This window comes from Zwartia vadi, from assembly GCF_030410375.1.
Lineage (GTDB): Bacteria > Pseudomonadota > Gammaproteobacteria > Burkholderiales > Burkholderiaceae_B > Zwartia > Zwartia vadi.
In genome coordinates this window covers 19722-37036 of sequence record NZ_JAUHHE010000014.1, presented here as the reverse complement: position 1 = coordinate 37036, position 17315 = coordinate 19722, and the positions used below count along the sequence as shown (strand labels likewise).

Here is a 17315-nt window from a genome sequence, read left to right as displayed (position 1 = left end):
CCTCAGGGCTTGGTGCGTTTAAAGGGCTTTCCAATCGCTTGCCGCACGATATAGAGCGGCCGGCCTTTCACCTCATCGAAGATGCCAGCGATGTACTCGCCGACAACTCCCAAAGACATGAGGTTGATCCCTGAAAAAAACAGTAATACCGTCACGATCGTTGGCCAACCATCGACAGGATTTCTATAGAGAAGATAATCAATCACTATAAAAAGTCCATACCCGAACGAGCAGATCGAGACGACAAAACCTAATAAACTGACAAGGCGCAACGGCCAAGTCGTAAAAGACATTAAACCCGCGAGCGCAAGACGCAAAAGTGTCAGGACATTAAACCGCGACTCACCATGTTTTCTTTCATCCGGAACATACTGAATCGCCTCAGTGTTAAATCCCACCCAAGCATACAGTCCCTTCATGAATCGATTGCGCTCAGGCAAGCGAAGCAACGCATCGACAACCGAGCGATCCATCAGGCGAAAATCGCCAGCATGCGGGGGCACCTCAACGCCACGGGAGCTTTTGAGTAAAGAATAGAATAATTTGGTGCCCAAGCGTTTCCCCAGGCTTTCATCGTCCCTGTTTTCACGCACGGCATACACCATATCGATGCCGGCTTCCCAGCGACTCAGCATCCTTGGCAAGAGCTCGGGCGGATGCTGAAGGTCGGCATCGAGAATCAGCACAGCATCGCCAACCGCAGCCTCTATCCCAGCTGTAATAGCAGGCTCTTTACCAAAGTTGCGAGACAACTGAACGTAGCGAAAACCAGGTTGATGGATCCACCCGGACATCAACGACGCTGTCTCATCGCGACTGCCGTCATCGACCACGATCACTTCCCAGTCTGCACCAGTTTGAGTCAAAACAGCTTGCAGTCGGGGCAATAACAAACCAAGGTTGTCATGCTCGTTGTAAGCAGGCACCACACAACTGACCATCGATCGGGTCAAATCACGTGTTTGTAAAACGGGAGTCTGCACTGTCATATCGTGGGTGGAAAATTAAACTTTATCGCAACATCATAACTTTAGCCGTTCGATTGGGTGTTGCGATGACGTACTGCTAGGCTAGCACTAAAAATGGCTGCCATCATCACAGCGGCTCCAACCAGCATTCTGCCAGAAGGGATTTGGTTAAATAGCACCCATGCAAACAGGATTGCATAAAGGGGTTCGGCAGCGACCACCAAACCTGCTGTCCGAGCCGGCAACTGCCGTAAACTTGCCACGAACAACAGATGGGCCAAACCCGTGCAGACCACACCCAGCGACGCAATCAGCATCCAATCCGTCACACTCACCTGTCGCCAGACTGGCAAAACCCATGGCAACAAAAAAAGGAAAACCAGAGCGTTTTGAATACCCGCGACTTGAAAAGCATTAACCTGACTCAATTGACGTCGATTGATCACAGCCAGAACACCAAAGGCCGCTCCGGAAACGACACCCCAGACAAGACCTTCTGTGCCCCGATCCGCCCAATCAAAGGAAGGTGTAATCAAGACAAGACCGAGTGTGACCAAAAATAAACGTATCCACTCTGGTCGACCGACTTTTTCCCTCAACAATAGTGATTCGATCAACGTGATAAAGGCAGGAAAACTTGCAAAACCAAGCGTCGCGACTGCCACGCCTCCAAGCTTGACTGAGTAAAAAAATGTTACCCAATGCAAGGCCAGCATGGCCCCACTCGTCACGAAGGTCTTTGAATGCCTGCGCCAGGACACGAGTCCCGAGCAATGCTGGACATGCCTCAAGCTAAACATTCGGCTCAAGGCAAACAGGGCAAGCACAGCAAAAAAAGCGCGCCCTAAAGTGATCACCTCTGCATCGGCGTCTATCAGGACACCGAAAATTCCGGTTGCCCCGAATAGAATTGCGACAAAATGAATCGCTAATAGCGATTGGAGCCGAGTGAGCAAGCTGCCTCTATACCGTTGATTGAATCATTACGCCTTGGGCCAACCCAAGGGTCCCGCCCAACCAGTGTAGACTTTTGGCAAGGGGGTGGCATAGTCACCGTGTTTGCTTGTTCCCAGTCCCAAGGCGCAGAGTGCCTCTGCAAACTTGACCGCAACAGCGACGCCATCAATGACAGGCACTCCGAGGCGTTGAGTCAATGTATGGCAGAGCGTGGTCATTCCGGCGCAGCCCAGTACGATTGCCCCGCTTCGATCTCGCTTGAGCGCTTCACGTGCAGCATGCTCAATCTGGCCGATGATTTCCTCTCCGCCATCTTCGAGATCTAATACCGCTATGTCAGTGCCATGCACACCGCGACATTGATGCTCGAACCCATAGCGCTGAACCAGACGCTCAGCGATGATGCATGTGCGTGTCATCGTCGTCACGACTGAAAAGCCCGTTGCAAGCATGCTTGCGGCATGAAAAGCCGCTTCTGCGATGCCAAGCACAGGTGCCGAAGTCACCTCACGCGCAGCCTCCAAGCCGGGATCGCCAAAACATGCCAAGACCACGGCGTCAGGACTCCATGAAGCAGCCAGCTTGACTTGCTCGGCAACACCTGCGGCGGCAAAAGCCTCATCATAGTGCCCTTCAATAGACAAGGGGCCGAATGTGGGTTGCGTGGCGATAATCTCAGTATTTGGACCCGCAACAGCCTGCGCGCCCTTGGCAATCGCAGCCGTCATGGCTTGCGAGGTATTAGGGTTTATGAGAAGTAGTTTCATTGTGTCTAATTGGTTTACCTTAGTTACTATTGATACAAAATTCTTGCACCAATCTGGATAAAAATGCCCCAAAATGAACATGAGACACCACGATGGAGCATAGAAAGTTAAGTAATTTTAAAGAGAACTAAAAAAACCGACGGCATTTCTCACCAAACATAGAAAAAAGCTTAGGTGATGAATGGCACGATTTTTGCTTAGATAAGAAAACGTATCTCAATACGTCGTACGTACCACTGGTCATACATCGGTCACGATGGCTTACTCGAGCTGGAGGCAGACAATAGAGACCGGTCTAAAAGTATCAGATTTGCAGCAAAACCTGTTAGCTATATTTTTACAACCGAATTACTGGAGATTCCATGAAACAACACACGTTGATTTCCCGCCTGGTAGGCAAACCACTCGGACTCACCGTCTTGTCCACAGCGCTTGCCATGGTTGCAGCCCTTCCTGCCTCCGCACAGGAAAAAGTCTTGCGTATCGGCATGACTGCCGCCGACATTCCACGCACACTCGGTCAGCCCGATCAAGGTTTTGAGGGTAACCGTTTCACCGGCATCCCCATGTACGACTCGTTGACACAGTGGGATCTCTCAAAGTCGGATGTTCCAAGTGTTGTAATCCCAGGTTTGGCGACTTCCTGGGAAGTCAATCCGAACGACAAGACAAAGTGGATTTTCAAGCTTCGTCCCGGTGTAAAGTTTCATGACGGCTCGCCTGTCAACGCCGACGCGATCGTCTGGAACGTACAAAAAGTACTCGACAAAGACGCCCCCCACTTTGATGCCTCGCAGGTGGGCGTAACGGCCTCACGCATGCCGACTCTGCGCAGCGCCAGAAAAATCGATGATTTAACAGTCGAACTCACAAGCAGCGAACCTGATGCGTTTGTCCCAATTAACCTGACCAACCTGTTTATCGCCTCGCCCGAGCACTGGAAGAAAAAACTTGCGGCTGTGCCTGCATCAGTCACCAATCCAGCTGAGCGCGCCAAGCAAGCCTGGGCTGCTTTTGCAGCGGATGCCTCTGGTAGCGGTCCATTCAAGATGGCGAGGTTCGTTCCGCGCGAACGTGTTGAAATGGTGGCAAACAAAGACTACTGGGATCCAAAGCGCGTCCCTAAAATTGATCGCGTCGTTTTACTTCCGATCCCTGAGGCCAATGCACGAACCGCAGCCCTGCTTTCTGGTCAAGTTGACTGGATCGAAGCGCCTGCTCCAGACGCCATGCCTCAAATCAAACAGCGTGGCTTCACGATCTACAGCAACCCACAGCCACACGTTTGGCCTTGGCAGCTCTCGTTTGCCGAGGGCTCACCTTGGCTGGACAAGCGCGTACGTCAAGCAGCAAACTTGTGCGTGGATCGCGAAGGTCTCAAGACCTTGCTTGGCGGCATCATGGGGATTCCAAAAGGCACCATGGCGCCTGATCACCCCTGGTTCGGCAAACCCTCTTTCGATGTTAAATACGATCCTAAAGCCGCTCAAAAGCTGATGGCTGACGCAGGCTTCTCTGCTGCCAAGCCTTTAAAAGTCAAAGTGCAGATTTCCGCTTCAGGTTCTGGTCAGATGCAACCACTACCAATGAACGAATTCGTTCAAGAGTCACTGAAAAAGTGCTTCTTCAACGTTGAGTTCGATGTCATCGAATGGAACACCCTGTTTACCAACTGGCGCAAGGGTGCTAAAGACTCATCCGCCAACGGTGCGAATGCGATCAACGTCAGCTTCTCGGCAATGGATCCATTCTTTGGTATGGTGCGCTTTAGCAGCAAAGGAACATTCCCTCCTGTTTCGAACAACTGGGGCTACTACAACAGCCCAGAAGTCGAAGCCCTTGTGACGAAGGCACGCACTACATTTGATGCAAAAGAGCGTGATGTCGCGCTTGCAAACCTCCACACTCAAATCGTCAATGATGCTCCTTTTGTCTGGGTTGCCCACGATGCTGGTCCTCGTGCGATGAGCAAGAGGGTCAAGGATGTTGTTCAGCCACAGAACTGGTTCATCGATCTTGCGACAATGAACATTCAGTAAAACCGTCAAAGCTCGTCACATCTTTTTGGTGTGGCGAGCTTTTTTGTGTCTATTTTTGTGTCTATTTCAGTTTCGTGACGACCCCCAACCCTTTTTCTGAGACCTCCTCTAATGCTTAGCTTTCTTCTGAGGCGTCTGGTTTACACCCTCCCGATTATGGTAGGCGTAGCACTCGTCTGTTTCTCACTTGTTCATTTAGCGCCGGGCGATCCACTGATGGCGATTTTGCCTCCTGATGCATCTCAGGACTTACGCGATCAATTAATGGATCTTTATGGTTTCAATCGCTCATATCCCGAACAGTTTTTTCACTGGGTTGCACGTGCCATTCAAGGTGACTTGGGAACATCGATCGCAACCAACCGCCCTGTCACGGAAGAGGTCATTAAAGCAGTTGGAAATACCCTCAGACTCGCAGTGTTTGCAACCATCATTGGTTTCATTTTTGGCAGCTTGTTTGGCTTTGTCGCAGGTTACTTTCAAAACTCCTGGATTGATAAAGCTGCTTCACTGACTTCCGTACTTGGCGTGAGCGTGCCTCACTACTGGCTTGGCATGGTACTAGTCATTATTTTCAGCTCAACCCTCATGATGCTACCGCCTAGCGGAGCCGGTCCCGGCGGCTCGGCCGACTGGGTCTGGGACTGGGAGCACATCAAGCACTTGATTCTCCCTGCGGTCACCATGAGTGTGATCCCGATGGGCATCATCGCCCGGACAGTTCGCGCATTGGTGGCGGATATTCTTGCGCAGGAATTCATCGTCGGACTCCGTGCAAAAGGCATGACCAATGTGGGAATTTTCATGCATGTAGTCAAAAACTCTGCACCAACAGCTTTGGCGGTGATGGGCTTACAACTTGGCTACTTGCTAGGTGGCTCGATCCTGATCGAAACCGTATTTTCATGGCCGGGAACTGGATTCTTGTTGAATGCGGCAATCTTCCAACGAGACCTCCCGCTCCTCCAAGGTACGATTCTTGTACTGGCGATGTTCTTCGTTGTGCTCAACATGATCGTAGACGTCATTCAGACCCTGCTCGATCCTCGCATCGCGCGTAGCTAAGGAACAGGGGATTCACATGCTCAACATCACAGTCGATCCTTCCAAAGTCCCTGCAGTCGCCATGGAAAAATCCACGGGTTATTGGAAAAACGTTGGACAACGTTTCCTGCGCGACAAGGTTGCCGTCTTTGCCGGCATCGTTATTTTGATCCTACTAATCATGGCCATCTTTGGACCTTGGTTAGTTCCACACGATCCGTTTCAGTCCTCCATCATTAAACGACTCAAGCCAATCGGCTTTCCCAATCACCTACTGGGCACCGATGAACTTGGCCGCGACATGTTGAGTAGGCTCGTCGTAGGCGCCAAACTTTCCTTATTCATGGGTATTACGCCTGTGATTCTAGCGTTTGGCATAGGTTCGGTGATTGGTCTGATCGCAGGCTATGCGGGTGGAACAATCAATACCGTCATCATGCGCACGATTGACGTTTTTTATGCTTTCCCTTCTGTTTTGCTGGCCATTGCGCTGTCAGGTGTCTTGGGCGCAGGAATTACCAACTCTCTAATCTCTCTCACCATTGTCTTTATTCCTCCGATCGCGCGTGTAGCGGAAAGTGTGACCACACAGATCAGAGGGAGAGACTTTGTCGATGCGGCGCGCGCCTCAGGAGCCAACGCTTTCACGATTGTTCGCGTTCATGTGCTGGGTAACGTTCTAGGACCCATCTTTGTCTATGCAACCAGCTTGATTGCCGTCTCAATGATTCTCGCTTCAGGCCTGAGCTTTTTGGGACTGGGTGTCAAGCCTCCCGAGCCTGAGTGGGGACTGATGCTCAACACACTTCGCACCGCAATCTACGTTCAGCCCTGGATTGCCGCCCTGCCTGGCGTGATGATCTTTGTGACCTCAATCGCTTTTAACCTGCTCTCGGATGGCTTGCGCAACGCCATGGAGATCAAGAACTGATGAATACTATCGTGAACACTCAACCGGATATTGGTGGTCAGGCTCAGCCGCTGCTGATGGTTAAAAACCTGATCAAACACTTTGCTCTCAAAAAAGATATGCTTGGCCGAGGCGGTGGTGTGGTGCGCGCCGTCGATGGTATCGACTTTATGGTGCGCAAAGGAGAAACGCTTGGCGTCGTAGGCGAATCAGGCTGTGGAAAGTCCACCACCGCGCGCTTGCTGATGAACCTCATCACACCCGATAACGGCGACATCATTTTTGACGGCATGTCCGTCGGCAGTCGTGATCTCTCACTCAAAGAGTTTCGCCGGCAAGCACAAATGGTTTTTCAAGACAGCTATGCCTCGCTGAATCCCCGATTAACGATCGAGGACTCTATTGCATTCGCGCCTCAAGTGCACGGCGTGCCAAAGAACGAAGCCATTGAACGGGCGCGAGACCTACTTAGACGCGTGGGTCTTGATCCCGTGCGATTTGCTGAACGGTACCCGCATGAGTTGTCGGGTGGTCAGCGCCAACGCGTCAACATTGCGCGCGCACTTGCTTTGCAGTCACGCTTGATCATATTGGATGAGGCTGTATCTGCTCTCGATAAGTCAGTCGAGGCACAGGTGTTGAACTTGCTGCTCGATCTCAAAGAAGACTTTGGACTGACTTATGTTTTTATCAGCCACGATTTGAACGTTGTGCGTTACATCTCGGATCGCGTGATGGTGATGTACCTTGGCCAAGTGGTGGAGATCGGTGACTGCGAGACGCTCTTTGAAACGCCTCAACATCCCTATACACGCGCCCTGCTGTCCTCGGTTCCCTCGATGGATCCCGACAACAGAACTGAAGAACCACCTCTGGCTGGAGATCCGCCCAATCCGATCAACCCACCCTCTGGCTGTCGCTTCCACACGCGCTGCGTGCATGCGCAAGCGGTCTGTTCCGAAAAAATGCCCCCATTGGCTATGTCAAAAGACGGGCACGGCGTGGCCTGCCTGATGCATGTCATCAATAGTGGCCATACTGAAGCGCCCAAAGCGGCTCAGGAGGCAGCGTAATGAACCAAGAAAAACCTTTTATCGACATCCGTGATCTGACGGTCACCTTTACCGGGGGGCGCAAGCCCGTTCGTGCGGTGTCTGGCGTTAACTTGTCCGTCAAGCGAGGCGAAGTTGTGGCGTTGATTGGAGAGTCCGGCTCTGGCAAAAGCGTGACACTGCGCTCAATCCTTCGTCTGCATAATCCTGACAAGTCAAAACTCGAGGGACAAATCATCGTTGGAGACCAGGATGTCGTGACCTTGTCTGACGCCGATCTTTCGAGTTTCAGAGGCAAAATCGCCTCGATGATTTTTCAGGAACCCCTTCTTGCGCTTGATCCTGTCTACACAGTGGGCGAGCAAATCATTGAAGCGATCCTGCGTCACGAGTCGATCGGAAAGGAAGCCGCGCGTGCCCGTGCGTTGTCACTTTTCGAACGTGTTCGGATCCCAAGTCCGGAACGTCGCCTCGATGCCTACCCCCATGAAATGTCCGGCGGGATGAGACAGCGCGCGATGATTTCGCTTGCGCTGGCCAGCCACCCTCAGCTTTTGCTTGCAGACGAACCGACCACGGCGCTTGATGCTACCGTGCAAATTCAAATTTTGTTGCTCTTACGCGAATTGCAGCGCGAGCTTGGTCTATCAGTCATTTTTGTGACCCACGACATTGGTGCTGCAGTGGAGGTGGCCGACCGGATTGCTGTCATGTATGCGGGTCGTATCGTCGAGGAAGGCACAACTAGAACGCTGATGCGCACCCCGCGTCATCCCTACACGCGCGCACTGCTCAAGAGTCTGGCACACGGCAATGTCGCAAAAGGTACGCGACTTGAAACCATACCAGGCTCGCCTCCCGACCTGAGTAACTTGCCCCCTGGTTGCGTTTTTGCGGACCGTTGTAGCCTTGCGATTGATTCGTGCCGCCAAAGTGTGCCTGAGATTATCAAAATCACACCGGATCACAGTGCGCGCTGCCACAGAACCGATCAGACAGCGATCGCGGTCTAGACTCAAACGTTATCTACAGACAATCGGCCCAACGCTTTGAAAACGTTGGGCCGATTTTTGTCATGCAAACAAGTGAGAGCGACTGTTACTGAAGGGTTCGCTCAAAGACAAAATTACCATCGCGCCAATCGACTGGGACGACATCTTTTGGCCCAAACTTCCCCTCCAGAATCAGCTTGGCAATTGGGTTTTCCAACTGCTGCTGAATCGAACGCTTGAGCGGACGGGCACCAAAGACCGGATCAAAGCCTTCGCGTGCAAGCTCAGCCAGTGCCGCATCTGAGACCTCCAGACGCATTTCCTGCTGCTCCATCCGACGCGCCAAGCGTCTAATCTGAATACCCGCAATCTTTTCGATATGCTGGCTTTGCAGAGCATGGAAGACGACAACCTCGTCAATCCTGTTCAGAAACTCAGGACGGAAATGTTGTTTGAGTTCTTCCCATACAACTTCTTTGACCGCTTCGTAAGGCTTGCCCACCATCGCCTGAATGTGCTGAGAACCAAGGTTAGAGGTCATCACGATCACCGTATTACGGAAATCAACTGTGCGCCCCTGACCATCGGTCAAGCGACCATCATCCAGAACCTGAAGCAGGACATTGAAAACATCTGGATGCGCCTTTTCAACCTCATCGAGTAACACAACGCTGTAGGGTTTACGGCGAACCGCCTCGGTCAGATACCCGCCCTCTTCATAGCCAACGTAGCCTGGAGGCGCGCCGATTAATCTCGCAACCGAATGCTTTTCCATGAACTCACTCATGTCAATACGGATGAGATGCTCATCTGAATCGAACATGAAATCAGCCAGCGCGCGTGTGAGCTCTGTCTTTCCAACACCTGTCGGCCCAAGAAACAAGAACGAACCGTAAGGACGCGAAGGATCAGACAAACCCGCACGGGAGCGTCGAATCGCATCAGCCACCAAGCCAACAGCCTCATCCTGGCCAATCACACGATCATGCAAACGCTCTTCCATCTTGAGCAATTTGTCACGTTCGCCCTGCATCATTTTGGAGACAGGAATACCCGTCGCACGCGATACGACTTCGGCGATTTCCTCGGCACCAACTTGAGTGCGCAAAAGCTTCGGACGCTCACCCGGCGCTTTTGCCTCGGCAGAACCCTCAGCCGCCTTGAGGCGGGACTCAAGCTCAGGCAAGGTGCCGTACTGGATCTCGGCAAGCTTATCGAACTGACCTTTGCGCTGTAGCTCCGCCATTTCGGCACGCGCACGCTCAATCTCCTCTTTGATCGACTGAGTGCCTTGAACAGCAGCTTTTTCACTTTTCCAAATCACTTCGAAATCGTTGTATTCACGCTGGAGCTTTTCAAGTTCTTCCTCGATCATCTGGAATCGGCGGATAGAACCTTCGTCAGTTTCTTTTTTGACGGCTTCGCGCTCGATCTTCAATTGAATAATGCGACGATCGAGTCGATCCATCACCTCAGGCTTGGAGTCGATTTCCATTCGAATGCGTGAAGCAGCCTCATCGATCAGATCAATTGCCTTGTCGGGCAGGAAACGATCTGTAATGTATCGATGCGAGAGCTCGGCTGCGGCGACGATCGCAGGGTCGGTAATTTCGACACCATGGTGTAACTCATAGCGCTCCTGCAAACCACGCAAGATCGCGATGGTCGATTCCACATCGGGCTCGTCGACAAGCACTTTTTGAAAACGGCGTTCAAGCGCAGCATCTTTTTCAATGTATTTGCGATACTCATCGAGAGTAGTCGCGCCAATGCAATGCAATTCACCGCGGGCCAGCGCAGGCTTGAGCATATTGCCGGCATCCATGGCGCCTTCGGCTTTACCCGCCCCAACCATGGTGTGGATCTCATCAATGAAAATGATGTAGCTACCATCGTCTTGAGCGAGTTCTTTCAAGACAGCTTTAAGACGCTCTTCAAACTCGCCACGGAACTTCGCACCGGCGAGCAAACTCGCCAAGTCCAGCGACAGCACACGCTTGCCTCGCAGAGTCTCAGGGACCTCATCGTTCACGATACGCTGAGCCAAACCCTCGACAATCGCGGTTTTACCCACACCAGGCTCACCAATCAGCACAGGATTATTTTTAGTCCGGCGCTGCAGAATTTGAATCGCTCTGCGAATCTCGTCATCCCGACCAATGACGGGATCAAGCTTGCCCTGACGCGCGCGCTCAGTGAGATCTGTCGTATATTTGGCCAACGCCTCGCGGTTGGACTCGCCTTCCTGATCCTGCACGGAGGAACCTCTCCGCACAGCATCAATAGCTGAGTCTAGTGCCTGACGCTGAAGCCCTGCCTCTTTGAGCGCTCGCCCGACGTCACCCTTGTCCTCAGACAAGGCGAGCAGAAACAACTCGCTCGGAATGTAAGTATCGCCACGTTTAGCGGCCTCTTTGTCTACGCGAGTAAAAACTGATTGCAAATCGCGACTGACTTGGATGTTGCCATCGCCACCCTTTACCTGAGGCAGGCCTTTAACAATCGTGTCCAGAGCAGGCTGCAAGCGATTGATTGCCACGCCGGCACGCGCTAACAGACTGCCGGCGCCACTCTCGCTATCGGCCAATAAGGCGGACAAGACGTGGGCAGGTTCTATGTAAGGATGGTCGTTACGCGCAGCCAGGCTCTGGGCATCTGCGAGTGCTTGTTGAAACTTGGTCGTTAATTTGTCAAAACGCATGGTGTTGCTCCTAACATTGTGTGAGTGGCTTTTGGCCAATATCTGTTAAAGAGTAAATAGGGACAATTCAACGCTTTTCAATGGTAAATCCTAAAATTTGCTGTAATTTATACTTAGCTTACTGCGTATAAACTGAGGTTAGCTTGACTTAAATCAAGAGTTGCAGCCAAGGGATATACAATGACGTTCACAAGTTATGTATTGAATTCGCTGCGGCTGCACAAGGAGTCTTAGAGTTATGCTTAAAAGGGTACCGGTTACATCGGAATCATCGCATTGCTCAACGTGCATGATGGGCAGCGTTTGCCTACCAGTCGGCATGCCTGCCAGTGAGGTCGCAAAACTCGACGAACTGGTCAAGGAGCGTTTGCGTATCGAAAAAGGACAAACCCTTTTCCAATTCGGCAGCCCGCTCGACGCTTTGTATGGCCTGCGGACGGGTTCGATCAAAACCCAACTGACCGAAGCCTCTGGCCAACAACAAATCACCGGTTTTTTCCTGCCCGGGGAAATTGTTGGTCTTGATGGCATGATGGATGGTGTCCACAGTTCGACCGCGGTCGCAATGGAAGACTCTGAGGTGTGCGTCGTCAAACTAGATGATGTTGACGAAATCAGCCGATACGTTCCCTCTTTACAGCATCAGATCCGCCGGTTGATGAGCAAAGAAATCGCCCGCTCCCATCAAGTCTTGCTTGCGCTTGGCTCCATGCGTTCGGAGCAACGACTCGCCGCATTTCTAATCAATTTGTCCCAACGCCTTGCCGCGCTGGGTTACTCATCCACCGAATTCATCATGCGGATGAGCCGTGAAGAAATCGGTAATTATCTCGGTCTCACTCTAGAGACCGTCAGTCGCTTGTTTTCAAGATTTGCACGCGACGGTGTGATTCGCGTCAGCCAGCGCGAAATCAAGATTTTGGATATGGCGGCACTCAACGAACTGGTGGGCAAGCCCTGTTAACGGCATAGTCAGGGTGGCCGATTGAGTCCACCCGTCTTACGGGATCTGTCGATGCCAAGAGATGCTGTGGTTTAGTGCTTACCCTCTTGAAATAACTCAGATCGCACAAAGTCGAGTGTGATTTGTTTGGACGCCAAAACTTCGCTCCCAATCTGCTCGGCCCAATAAGCGTGCCCCCCCCCTAAACGTGCCCATTCGTTGAGCCTGCGGGTAAACAATTGCAGATCGTATTCGTGGGTGACGCCAATCGCGCCATGCACGGCATGCGCGACGGCCGTTACGCGTGCAACTGCTTGACTTGCCTGGGATTTAGCCAAAGCAGCCAGCATCGGCGCAGGCTGCCAGTCAATGCTGCGACAAGCCATCTCAGTGGCCATCCGAGCGCCAAACACTAATTCAGCGACTTCACTGATCTGTTGCTGCAAAGCCTGAAAGCGGCCAATAGGTTTACCAAATTGTTCACGTTGATTCGCATGCGCAAGTGTCATTTCAAACACCCGATCAGCCGCTCCCGCAATCAAAACAGACAGCGACAAAGCCAGGAGATGAGAAATTTGTGGCTGGTCCCATTTACCTAGAAAGGATTTTTGAACAACCTCTTTGTTCCAAGTCAGATCAGCATCGAGCGTGCCATGGCCTCCCGAAGGCGTCGCATTTGCCTCAGAGGCAGGCAACAACCACACCTGTTTGCCATGCTGGGCCAACACCCAGTCTGCTACCAAGCCAAAACTGACCGCATGCGCAGTCAAGCCACCGTCTTTGTCATTCAGCTGGAAGGGAGCAAAAGTCAGAGATCCCTCCGGCAAGGTCAATCCTTGATGATTCAGCCAAGCCCGCGCAAACATCGAGTGGGCATAAGGCAATGGCACTGCGTGACGCCCCATGCAAAACATGATCGGCCAAGCATCTGTCAGACTCAGGCCTGCACCCCCTGCACTTTCAGGCAACAAGCCATCGATGAATCCCGCGGTTAAGAGCGTTTCCCAAAGTGGTTTAGGACTGTTTCCCAGCTCGATCAAACGCAACTGCGAGGGCGAACACTCTTGGGCAAAGAAGCGATCAGCGGAGTCGTAAAAAGAGTTCTGCATATTGATTACCTCAAACCAAGACCGCGGGCGATGATGCCACGCAAAATTTCGCGGGTACCGCCGCGTAATGAAAACGTTACCCCCATCTGCTCCAGATATCCAAGGGTCTGTAACAAATCAGGACTGGCGACAAAATCAGGATGCGCGCCCAGCCATGCACTGATTTGCCGGATAAGTTTTTGCTCATAATCAGTTCCATAATCCTTGACCACGGAGGCCTCAGTGGCAGGACTCTCACCCGCCACCAGCTTTTGCGTCACAGCCAAAGAAAGCGCGCGCAAGACAGCCATTTCTGCAACCAGAGATCCCACGAGGGTAGAGGTTTGGGCATCATTCACATTTTGTTCGCGTAGACAGGCCATCCAACTGTCCAGCAAAGCGATGCTGGAGTAAATGCGTTCGGGTCCGCTTCGCTCGAAAGCCAATTCAGCGGTGCACTGATCCCAACCTTGTCCCTCAACCCCGATCAATGCCTCCGGGGCGAGCTGTACATTATCAAAAAACACCTCGGAAAAATGCGCATCTCCGGCCATATCACGAATGGGACGAACGGTCACTCCTGGCAGTTTGAGATCGATAATGACTTGCGAGAGACCTTTTTGACGATCCGAAGTCTCGCCTGAGGTTCTCACAAGAGCAATCATGTAATGGCAGCCATGGGCATTGGTTGTCCAGATCTTGCTTCCGTTCAAGAGCCAACCATCAGCTGTCTTAGTCGCGCGCGTACGAATACTGGCTAAGTCGGAGCCCGAGCTGGGCTCGCTCATACCAATGCAGAAAAAAGCCTCGCCACGACAAATTTTTGGAATGTAAAACTGACGTTGCGCTTCTGTACCAAAATTCAAAATCAAAGGCCCACTCTGTCGATCGGCGATCCAGTGCGAAGCAACCGGCGCACCAGCAATCAGCAACTCTTCAGACAAAACAAAACGGGAGAAAAAACCTTTTCCAGACCCTCCATATTCTTTAGGAATGGTCAAACCAAGCCAACCTTTTTTGGCCAGGCTTTTGCTGAAAGCCTCGCTGGTCCCCATCCAAGAGCGTGCTTTGATGTGGTTGGGTACGCCCTGCATCTCGTCATTCAAAAAGGCACGTATCTCTGCCCTAAACGCAAGTTCGTCGTGCGGTACTTCTGTAAATTCAAGTGCTGTCAGCATATTTAACCTGTCTAGAAGAAGGCCTCATGGTGTCACAACTGAGCCTAAATGATGGCAATGCAGGATCGTTTTATACTCTGAAGATTGTATGTGTTTGACACGATAACAGCCAATTCACCGAGGAAGACATGACTGAAACTAAGCTTTTGGGATCAGGGTATATCTGGCAAGAACTCTCTGTTGGTCAAAAATTCAGGACCTATCGACGGACTGTGACCGAAACCGATATTATCAACTTCATCAGCGTCACAGGCATGCTCGAAACCATTTTCATCGATAAGACCTTCGCACACGGTGCCATGCAGGGCCGTCCGGTTCCCGGGGGTCTGACCTACGGGTTAATCGAAGGATTGTTAATGCAGGGCATGGTTCAGGGTACTGGACTCGCGTTGCTGGAGGTGCACAAAAAAGTGCTCAAACCTGTGGTCGCCGGTGATACGATCTGGGCGGAAGTTGAGGTCACAGGCATCAAGCCCACTTCCAAGCACAATCGCGCAGTCGTCACCTCCCGCGTTGATGTCAAAAATCAGGACGGCATTGACGTCATGACCTACACCGCAGTCAGGATGCTGGCGGGGGAAAGACATTAGGACAGTCACAGAGCGAAGGTGTGCTGGCACGCCTCCCGAAGCTAAAAGTCCATTTCGTCTGTTTCTTTGTGATTTTTGGGTGCCATAAAGGTCGTCAACAGACTGGAAAGCGCTGCAATCGACCAAAAAAAGAAAAAGCCTGTCGCGTACAAAACCTCGCGCTCCGGCCGAATGTAGCCAAAGATCGCAACATCCAAGGGATCAACGAGTGCGAATACCACCGCGCTTGCCACACCGGCCATCAGAAAAGAAGGCCACAATATCCACATTAATGATCGCCACTGCATCGCAGCTCCCTTGATCAATGCTTTTCAGTCGAAGGCGGTTTGCCTGGATTTTTTTCCACTACCAATCCGCGTTTCATGCCGCCCTCAAGGATAGGCTGATCAGAAAAACTCTGTAAGGCAAGTGCAATGGTGATCGCGCAACCCACAATCGCCAAGGCAGGTCCTGCCATCAAAATCCATGGCCAAGGCTCTCTCCACCAAGGGGTGGTGCGCGTCGTTTCTACATTTTGTTGTGCGCCACTCATGAGGTCTCCTTAATTGGGGAAAATAAAGCTGGAAGCTTCGTTGACTTCTGTCAGAACGGCACCATCGGCGCCCAGAGATTTAGTAATGAATCGGATCGGTTGCGGGCCGGGCTTGGCTGACTCAGCTGGCGCTCTAACAACGACTGCAATCAAACGATTCGAGGCGCTTGGAACAAGGATACGCGCCGTCGACTGTTCCTGCTCACCTTGTTTAGTCCCCGCCAACGGTATTGAAGTGCGATCAGCTAAAGCCACGGTCATTCCGGGCACGCCTTCTACGCCAAGAGACAAAACAAGAGCCTGTTCGGAAGCATTGATCAATTGAAGGCGGTAGACGTTTTCAATTAAACCACCAGCGACTTCTCGTCCCAACATCCCTCGATCACGTATGACATCCACGCGCAAGGTTGTACGCGTCGCAAGGGACCCTATAAAGATGGCAACAAGAATCAGCATCAGTGTCGAATAAATCAACACACGGGGTCTGAATAGACTTTTACGGATCGCCTGGGGTGAAAGATTTTCAAGAATGCCCCTCTCGGAGGTGTAGCGGATCAGTCCTTTCGGGTAGTCAAGTTTGTCCATGACTTGATTGCAGGCATCCACACAAGCGCCGCAGCCAATACACATGTACTGGAGTCCTTGACGAATATCAATACCCGTGGGGCAAACTTGAACGCAAATACTGCAATCTACGCAGTCGCCCATACCCTGGGCACGGTGATCGACTTTACGTGAACGTGCGCCGCGAGGCTCGCCACGCGTCACATCGTAGGTCACAACAAGCGTGTCTCGATCCACCATGACACTCTGGAATCTGGCGTAAGGACACATGTATTTGCAAACTTGCTCGCGTAAAAAGCCTGCATTGCCCCACGTAGCAAAGCTGTAGAAAACCAGCCAGAACCATTGCCATGGACCGAGAGATAGCGCCAGCAAGTCATGGGCAAGGCTGCGAATCGGTGCAAAATATCCGATAAAAGAAAAGCCAGTCCAAAAGGCGACGACAAGCCACAGCGCATGTTTAGTCGCTTTTATACGAAGCTTTCGTACTGATAGCGGGGACTCGTCGAGACGGATACGCGCCACGCGATCCCCTTCGACCTTGCGTTCGATCCACATGAAAATTTCTGTGTAGACCGTCTGGGGGCAGGCATATCCACAAAATAGCCGACCGGCAACCGCTGTGAAAAGGAATAATCCCAAGGCAGAAATGATCAGCAAAAGCGTAAGGTAAATCACGTCTTGCGGCCAAAGTACCATATCAAAGATATAGAACTTACGTGCGCCCAAATCGAAGAGAACTGCTTGCCGGCCATTCCAATTCAACCAGGGCAGACCATAAAAAAGCACCTGGGTCAGCAAAACCAATGCAATGCGCCAGCGGGCAAAAATACCCACGACAGAGCGGGCGTAAATCTTTTGACGCACATCCGCCAAGGTCTGTTCAAGCACCTCGGCACCGGGCGGCACAGGCTTGCTGCCAAGTGGTCGCCAGGCGAGTGGCGCGACCTCTTCGGACTTTGGAGTCTGAATATCAGAGGCCATCGGCAT

At 51.9% G+C, this 17315-nt stretch carries 16 protein-coding genes; 7 read left to right on the top strand and 9 right to left on the bottom strand.

The window, feature by feature from the left end; genetic code table 11:
• Positions 1–2: 2 nt before the first annotated feature.
• Genes QWY27_RS12405 through QWY27_RS12395 form a run of 3 tightly spaced genes read right to left on the bottom strand, consistent with a single transcriptional unit; the run spans position 3 to position 2692 of the window.
• The gene (locus QWY27_RS12405) at positions 3–989 is read right to left on the bottom strand and encodes a glycosyltransferase family 2 protein (RefSeq protein WP_435433480.1); all 987 of its coding nucleotides are present in this window, start codon (positions 987–989) and stop codon (positions 3–5) included.
• A 41-nt stretch (positions 990–1030) separates the two neighbouring features.
• On the bottom strand, positions 1031–1924 hold the full coding sequence (locus QWY27_RS12400; protein WP_290198691.1) for a DMT family transporter: 894 nt from the start codon (positions 1922–1924) through the stop codon (positions 1031–1033).
• A gap of 27 nt (positions 1925–1951) precedes the next feature.
• Positions 1952–2692: an aspartate/glutamate racemase family protein gene (locus tag QWY27_RS12395; protein ID WP_290198690.1), complete on the bottom strand. Its 741-nt coding sequence runs from the start codon at positions 2690–2692 to the stop codon at positions 1952–1954.
• 437 nt (positions 2693–3129) lie between these two features.
• Between QWY27_RS12395 and QWY27_RS12390 the strand changes: the two genes are divergently transcribed.
• The 5 genes from QWY27_RS12390 (at position 3130) to QWY27_RS12370 (ending at position 8750) form a co-directional block, all read left to right on the top strand.
• Positions 3130–4731, top strand: a complete 1602-nt coding sequence (locus tag QWY27_RS12390) for an ABC transporter substrate-binding protein (RefSeq protein ID WP_290198740.1) — start codon at positions 3130–3132, stop codon at positions 4729–4731.
• Positions 4732–4842: 111 nt separating this feature from the next.
• The gene (locus QWY27_RS12385; RefSeq protein WP_290198689.1) at positions 4843–5796 is read left to right on the top strand and encodes an ABC transporter permease; all 954 of its coding nucleotides are present in this window, start codon (positions 4843–4845) and stop codon (positions 5794–5796) included.
• 16 nt (positions 5797–5812) lie between these two features.
• A complete protein-coding gene (locus tag QWY27_RS12380) occupies positions 5813–6706 on the top strand; it encodes an ABC transporter permease (protein WP_290198688.1) in 894 nt (297 codons plus the stop codon).
• A complete protein-coding gene (locus QWY27_RS12375; protein ID WP_290198687.1) occupies positions 6706–7758 on the top strand; it encodes an ABC transporter ATP-binding protein in 1053 nt (350 codons plus the stop codon). The genes QWY27_RS12380 and QWY27_RS12375 overlap by 1 nt, the downstream gene beginning before the upstream one ends.
• Positions 7758–8750, top strand: coding sequence for an ABC transporter ATP-binding protein (locus QWY27_RS12370; protein ID WP_290198686.1), 993 nt, complete (start codon positions 7758–7760; stop codon positions 8748–8750). The genes QWY27_RS12375 and QWY27_RS12370 overlap by 1 nt, the downstream gene beginning before the upstream one ends.
• A gap of 85 nt (positions 8751–8835) precedes the next feature.
• Here QWY27_RS12370 and clpB read toward each other — a convergent pair whose 3' ends face one another.
• Positions 8836–11430, bottom strand: coding sequence for an ATP-dependent chaperone ClpB (gene clpB, locus QWY27_RS12365; protein ID WP_290198685.1), 2595 nt, complete (start codon positions 11428–11430; stop codon positions 8836–8838).
• 238 nt (positions 11431–11668) lie between these two features.
• Here clpB and fnr point away from each other — a divergent pair, with 238 nt between their 5' ends.
• Complete coding sequence (gene fnr, locus QWY27_RS12360; protein WP_290198684.1) at positions 11669–12394, top strand: fumarate/nitrate reduction transcriptional regulator Fnr; 726 nt, start codon at positions 11669–11671, stop codon at positions 12392–12394.
• A 71-nt stretch (positions 12395–12465) separates the two neighbouring features.
• On the opposite strand, the gene QWY27_RS12355 is transcribed toward fnr, so the two are convergent.
• Together QWY27_RS12355 and QWY27_RS12350 are read right to left on the bottom strand one after the other, a co-directional pair.
• Positions 12466–13482 (bottom strand): acyl-CoA dehydrogenase family protein, encoded by a 1017-nt coding sequence (locus QWY27_RS12355; RefSeq protein ID WP_290198683.1) that lies wholly within the window; start codon positions 13480–13482, stop codon positions 12466–12468.
• A gap of 5 nt (positions 13483–13487) precedes the next feature.
• Entirely contained in the window at positions 13488–14639 is a 1152-nt protein-coding gene (locus tag QWY27_RS12350) for an acyl-CoA dehydrogenase family protein (RefSeq protein ID WP_290198682.1), read from the bottom strand.
• Positions 14640–14767: 128 nt separating this feature from the next.
• On the opposite strand from QWY27_RS12350, the gene QWY27_RS12345 reads away from it, so the two are divergent.
• On the top strand, positions 14768–15229 hold the full coding sequence (locus QWY27_RS12345; protein ID WP_290198681.1) for a MaoC family dehydratase: 462 nt from the start codon (positions 14768–14770) through the stop codon (positions 15227–15229).
• Between the two features lie 41 nt (positions 15230–15270).
• Here QWY27_RS12345 and QWY27_RS12340 read toward each other — a convergent pair whose 3' ends face one another.
• Genes QWY27_RS12340 through ccoG form a run of 3 tightly spaced genes read right to left on the bottom strand, consistent with a single transcriptional unit; the run spans position 15271 to position 17315 of the window.
• Complete coding sequence (locus QWY27_RS12340; RefSeq protein ID WP_290198680.1) at positions 15271–15516, bottom strand: hypothetical protein; 246 nt, start codon at positions 15514–15516, stop codon at positions 15271–15273.
• A 14-nt stretch (positions 15517–15530) separates the two neighbouring features.
• Positions 15531–15761: a hypothetical protein gene (locus tag QWY27_RS12335; RefSeq protein ID WP_290198679.1), complete on the bottom strand. Its 231-nt coding sequence runs from the start codon at positions 15759–15761 to the stop codon at positions 15531–15533.
• Between the two features lie 9 nt (positions 15762–15770).
• Entirely contained in the window at positions 15771–17315 is a 1545-nt protein-coding gene (ccoG, locus tag QWY27_RS12330) for a cytochrome c oxidase accessory protein CcoG (RefSeq protein WP_435433485.1), read from the bottom strand.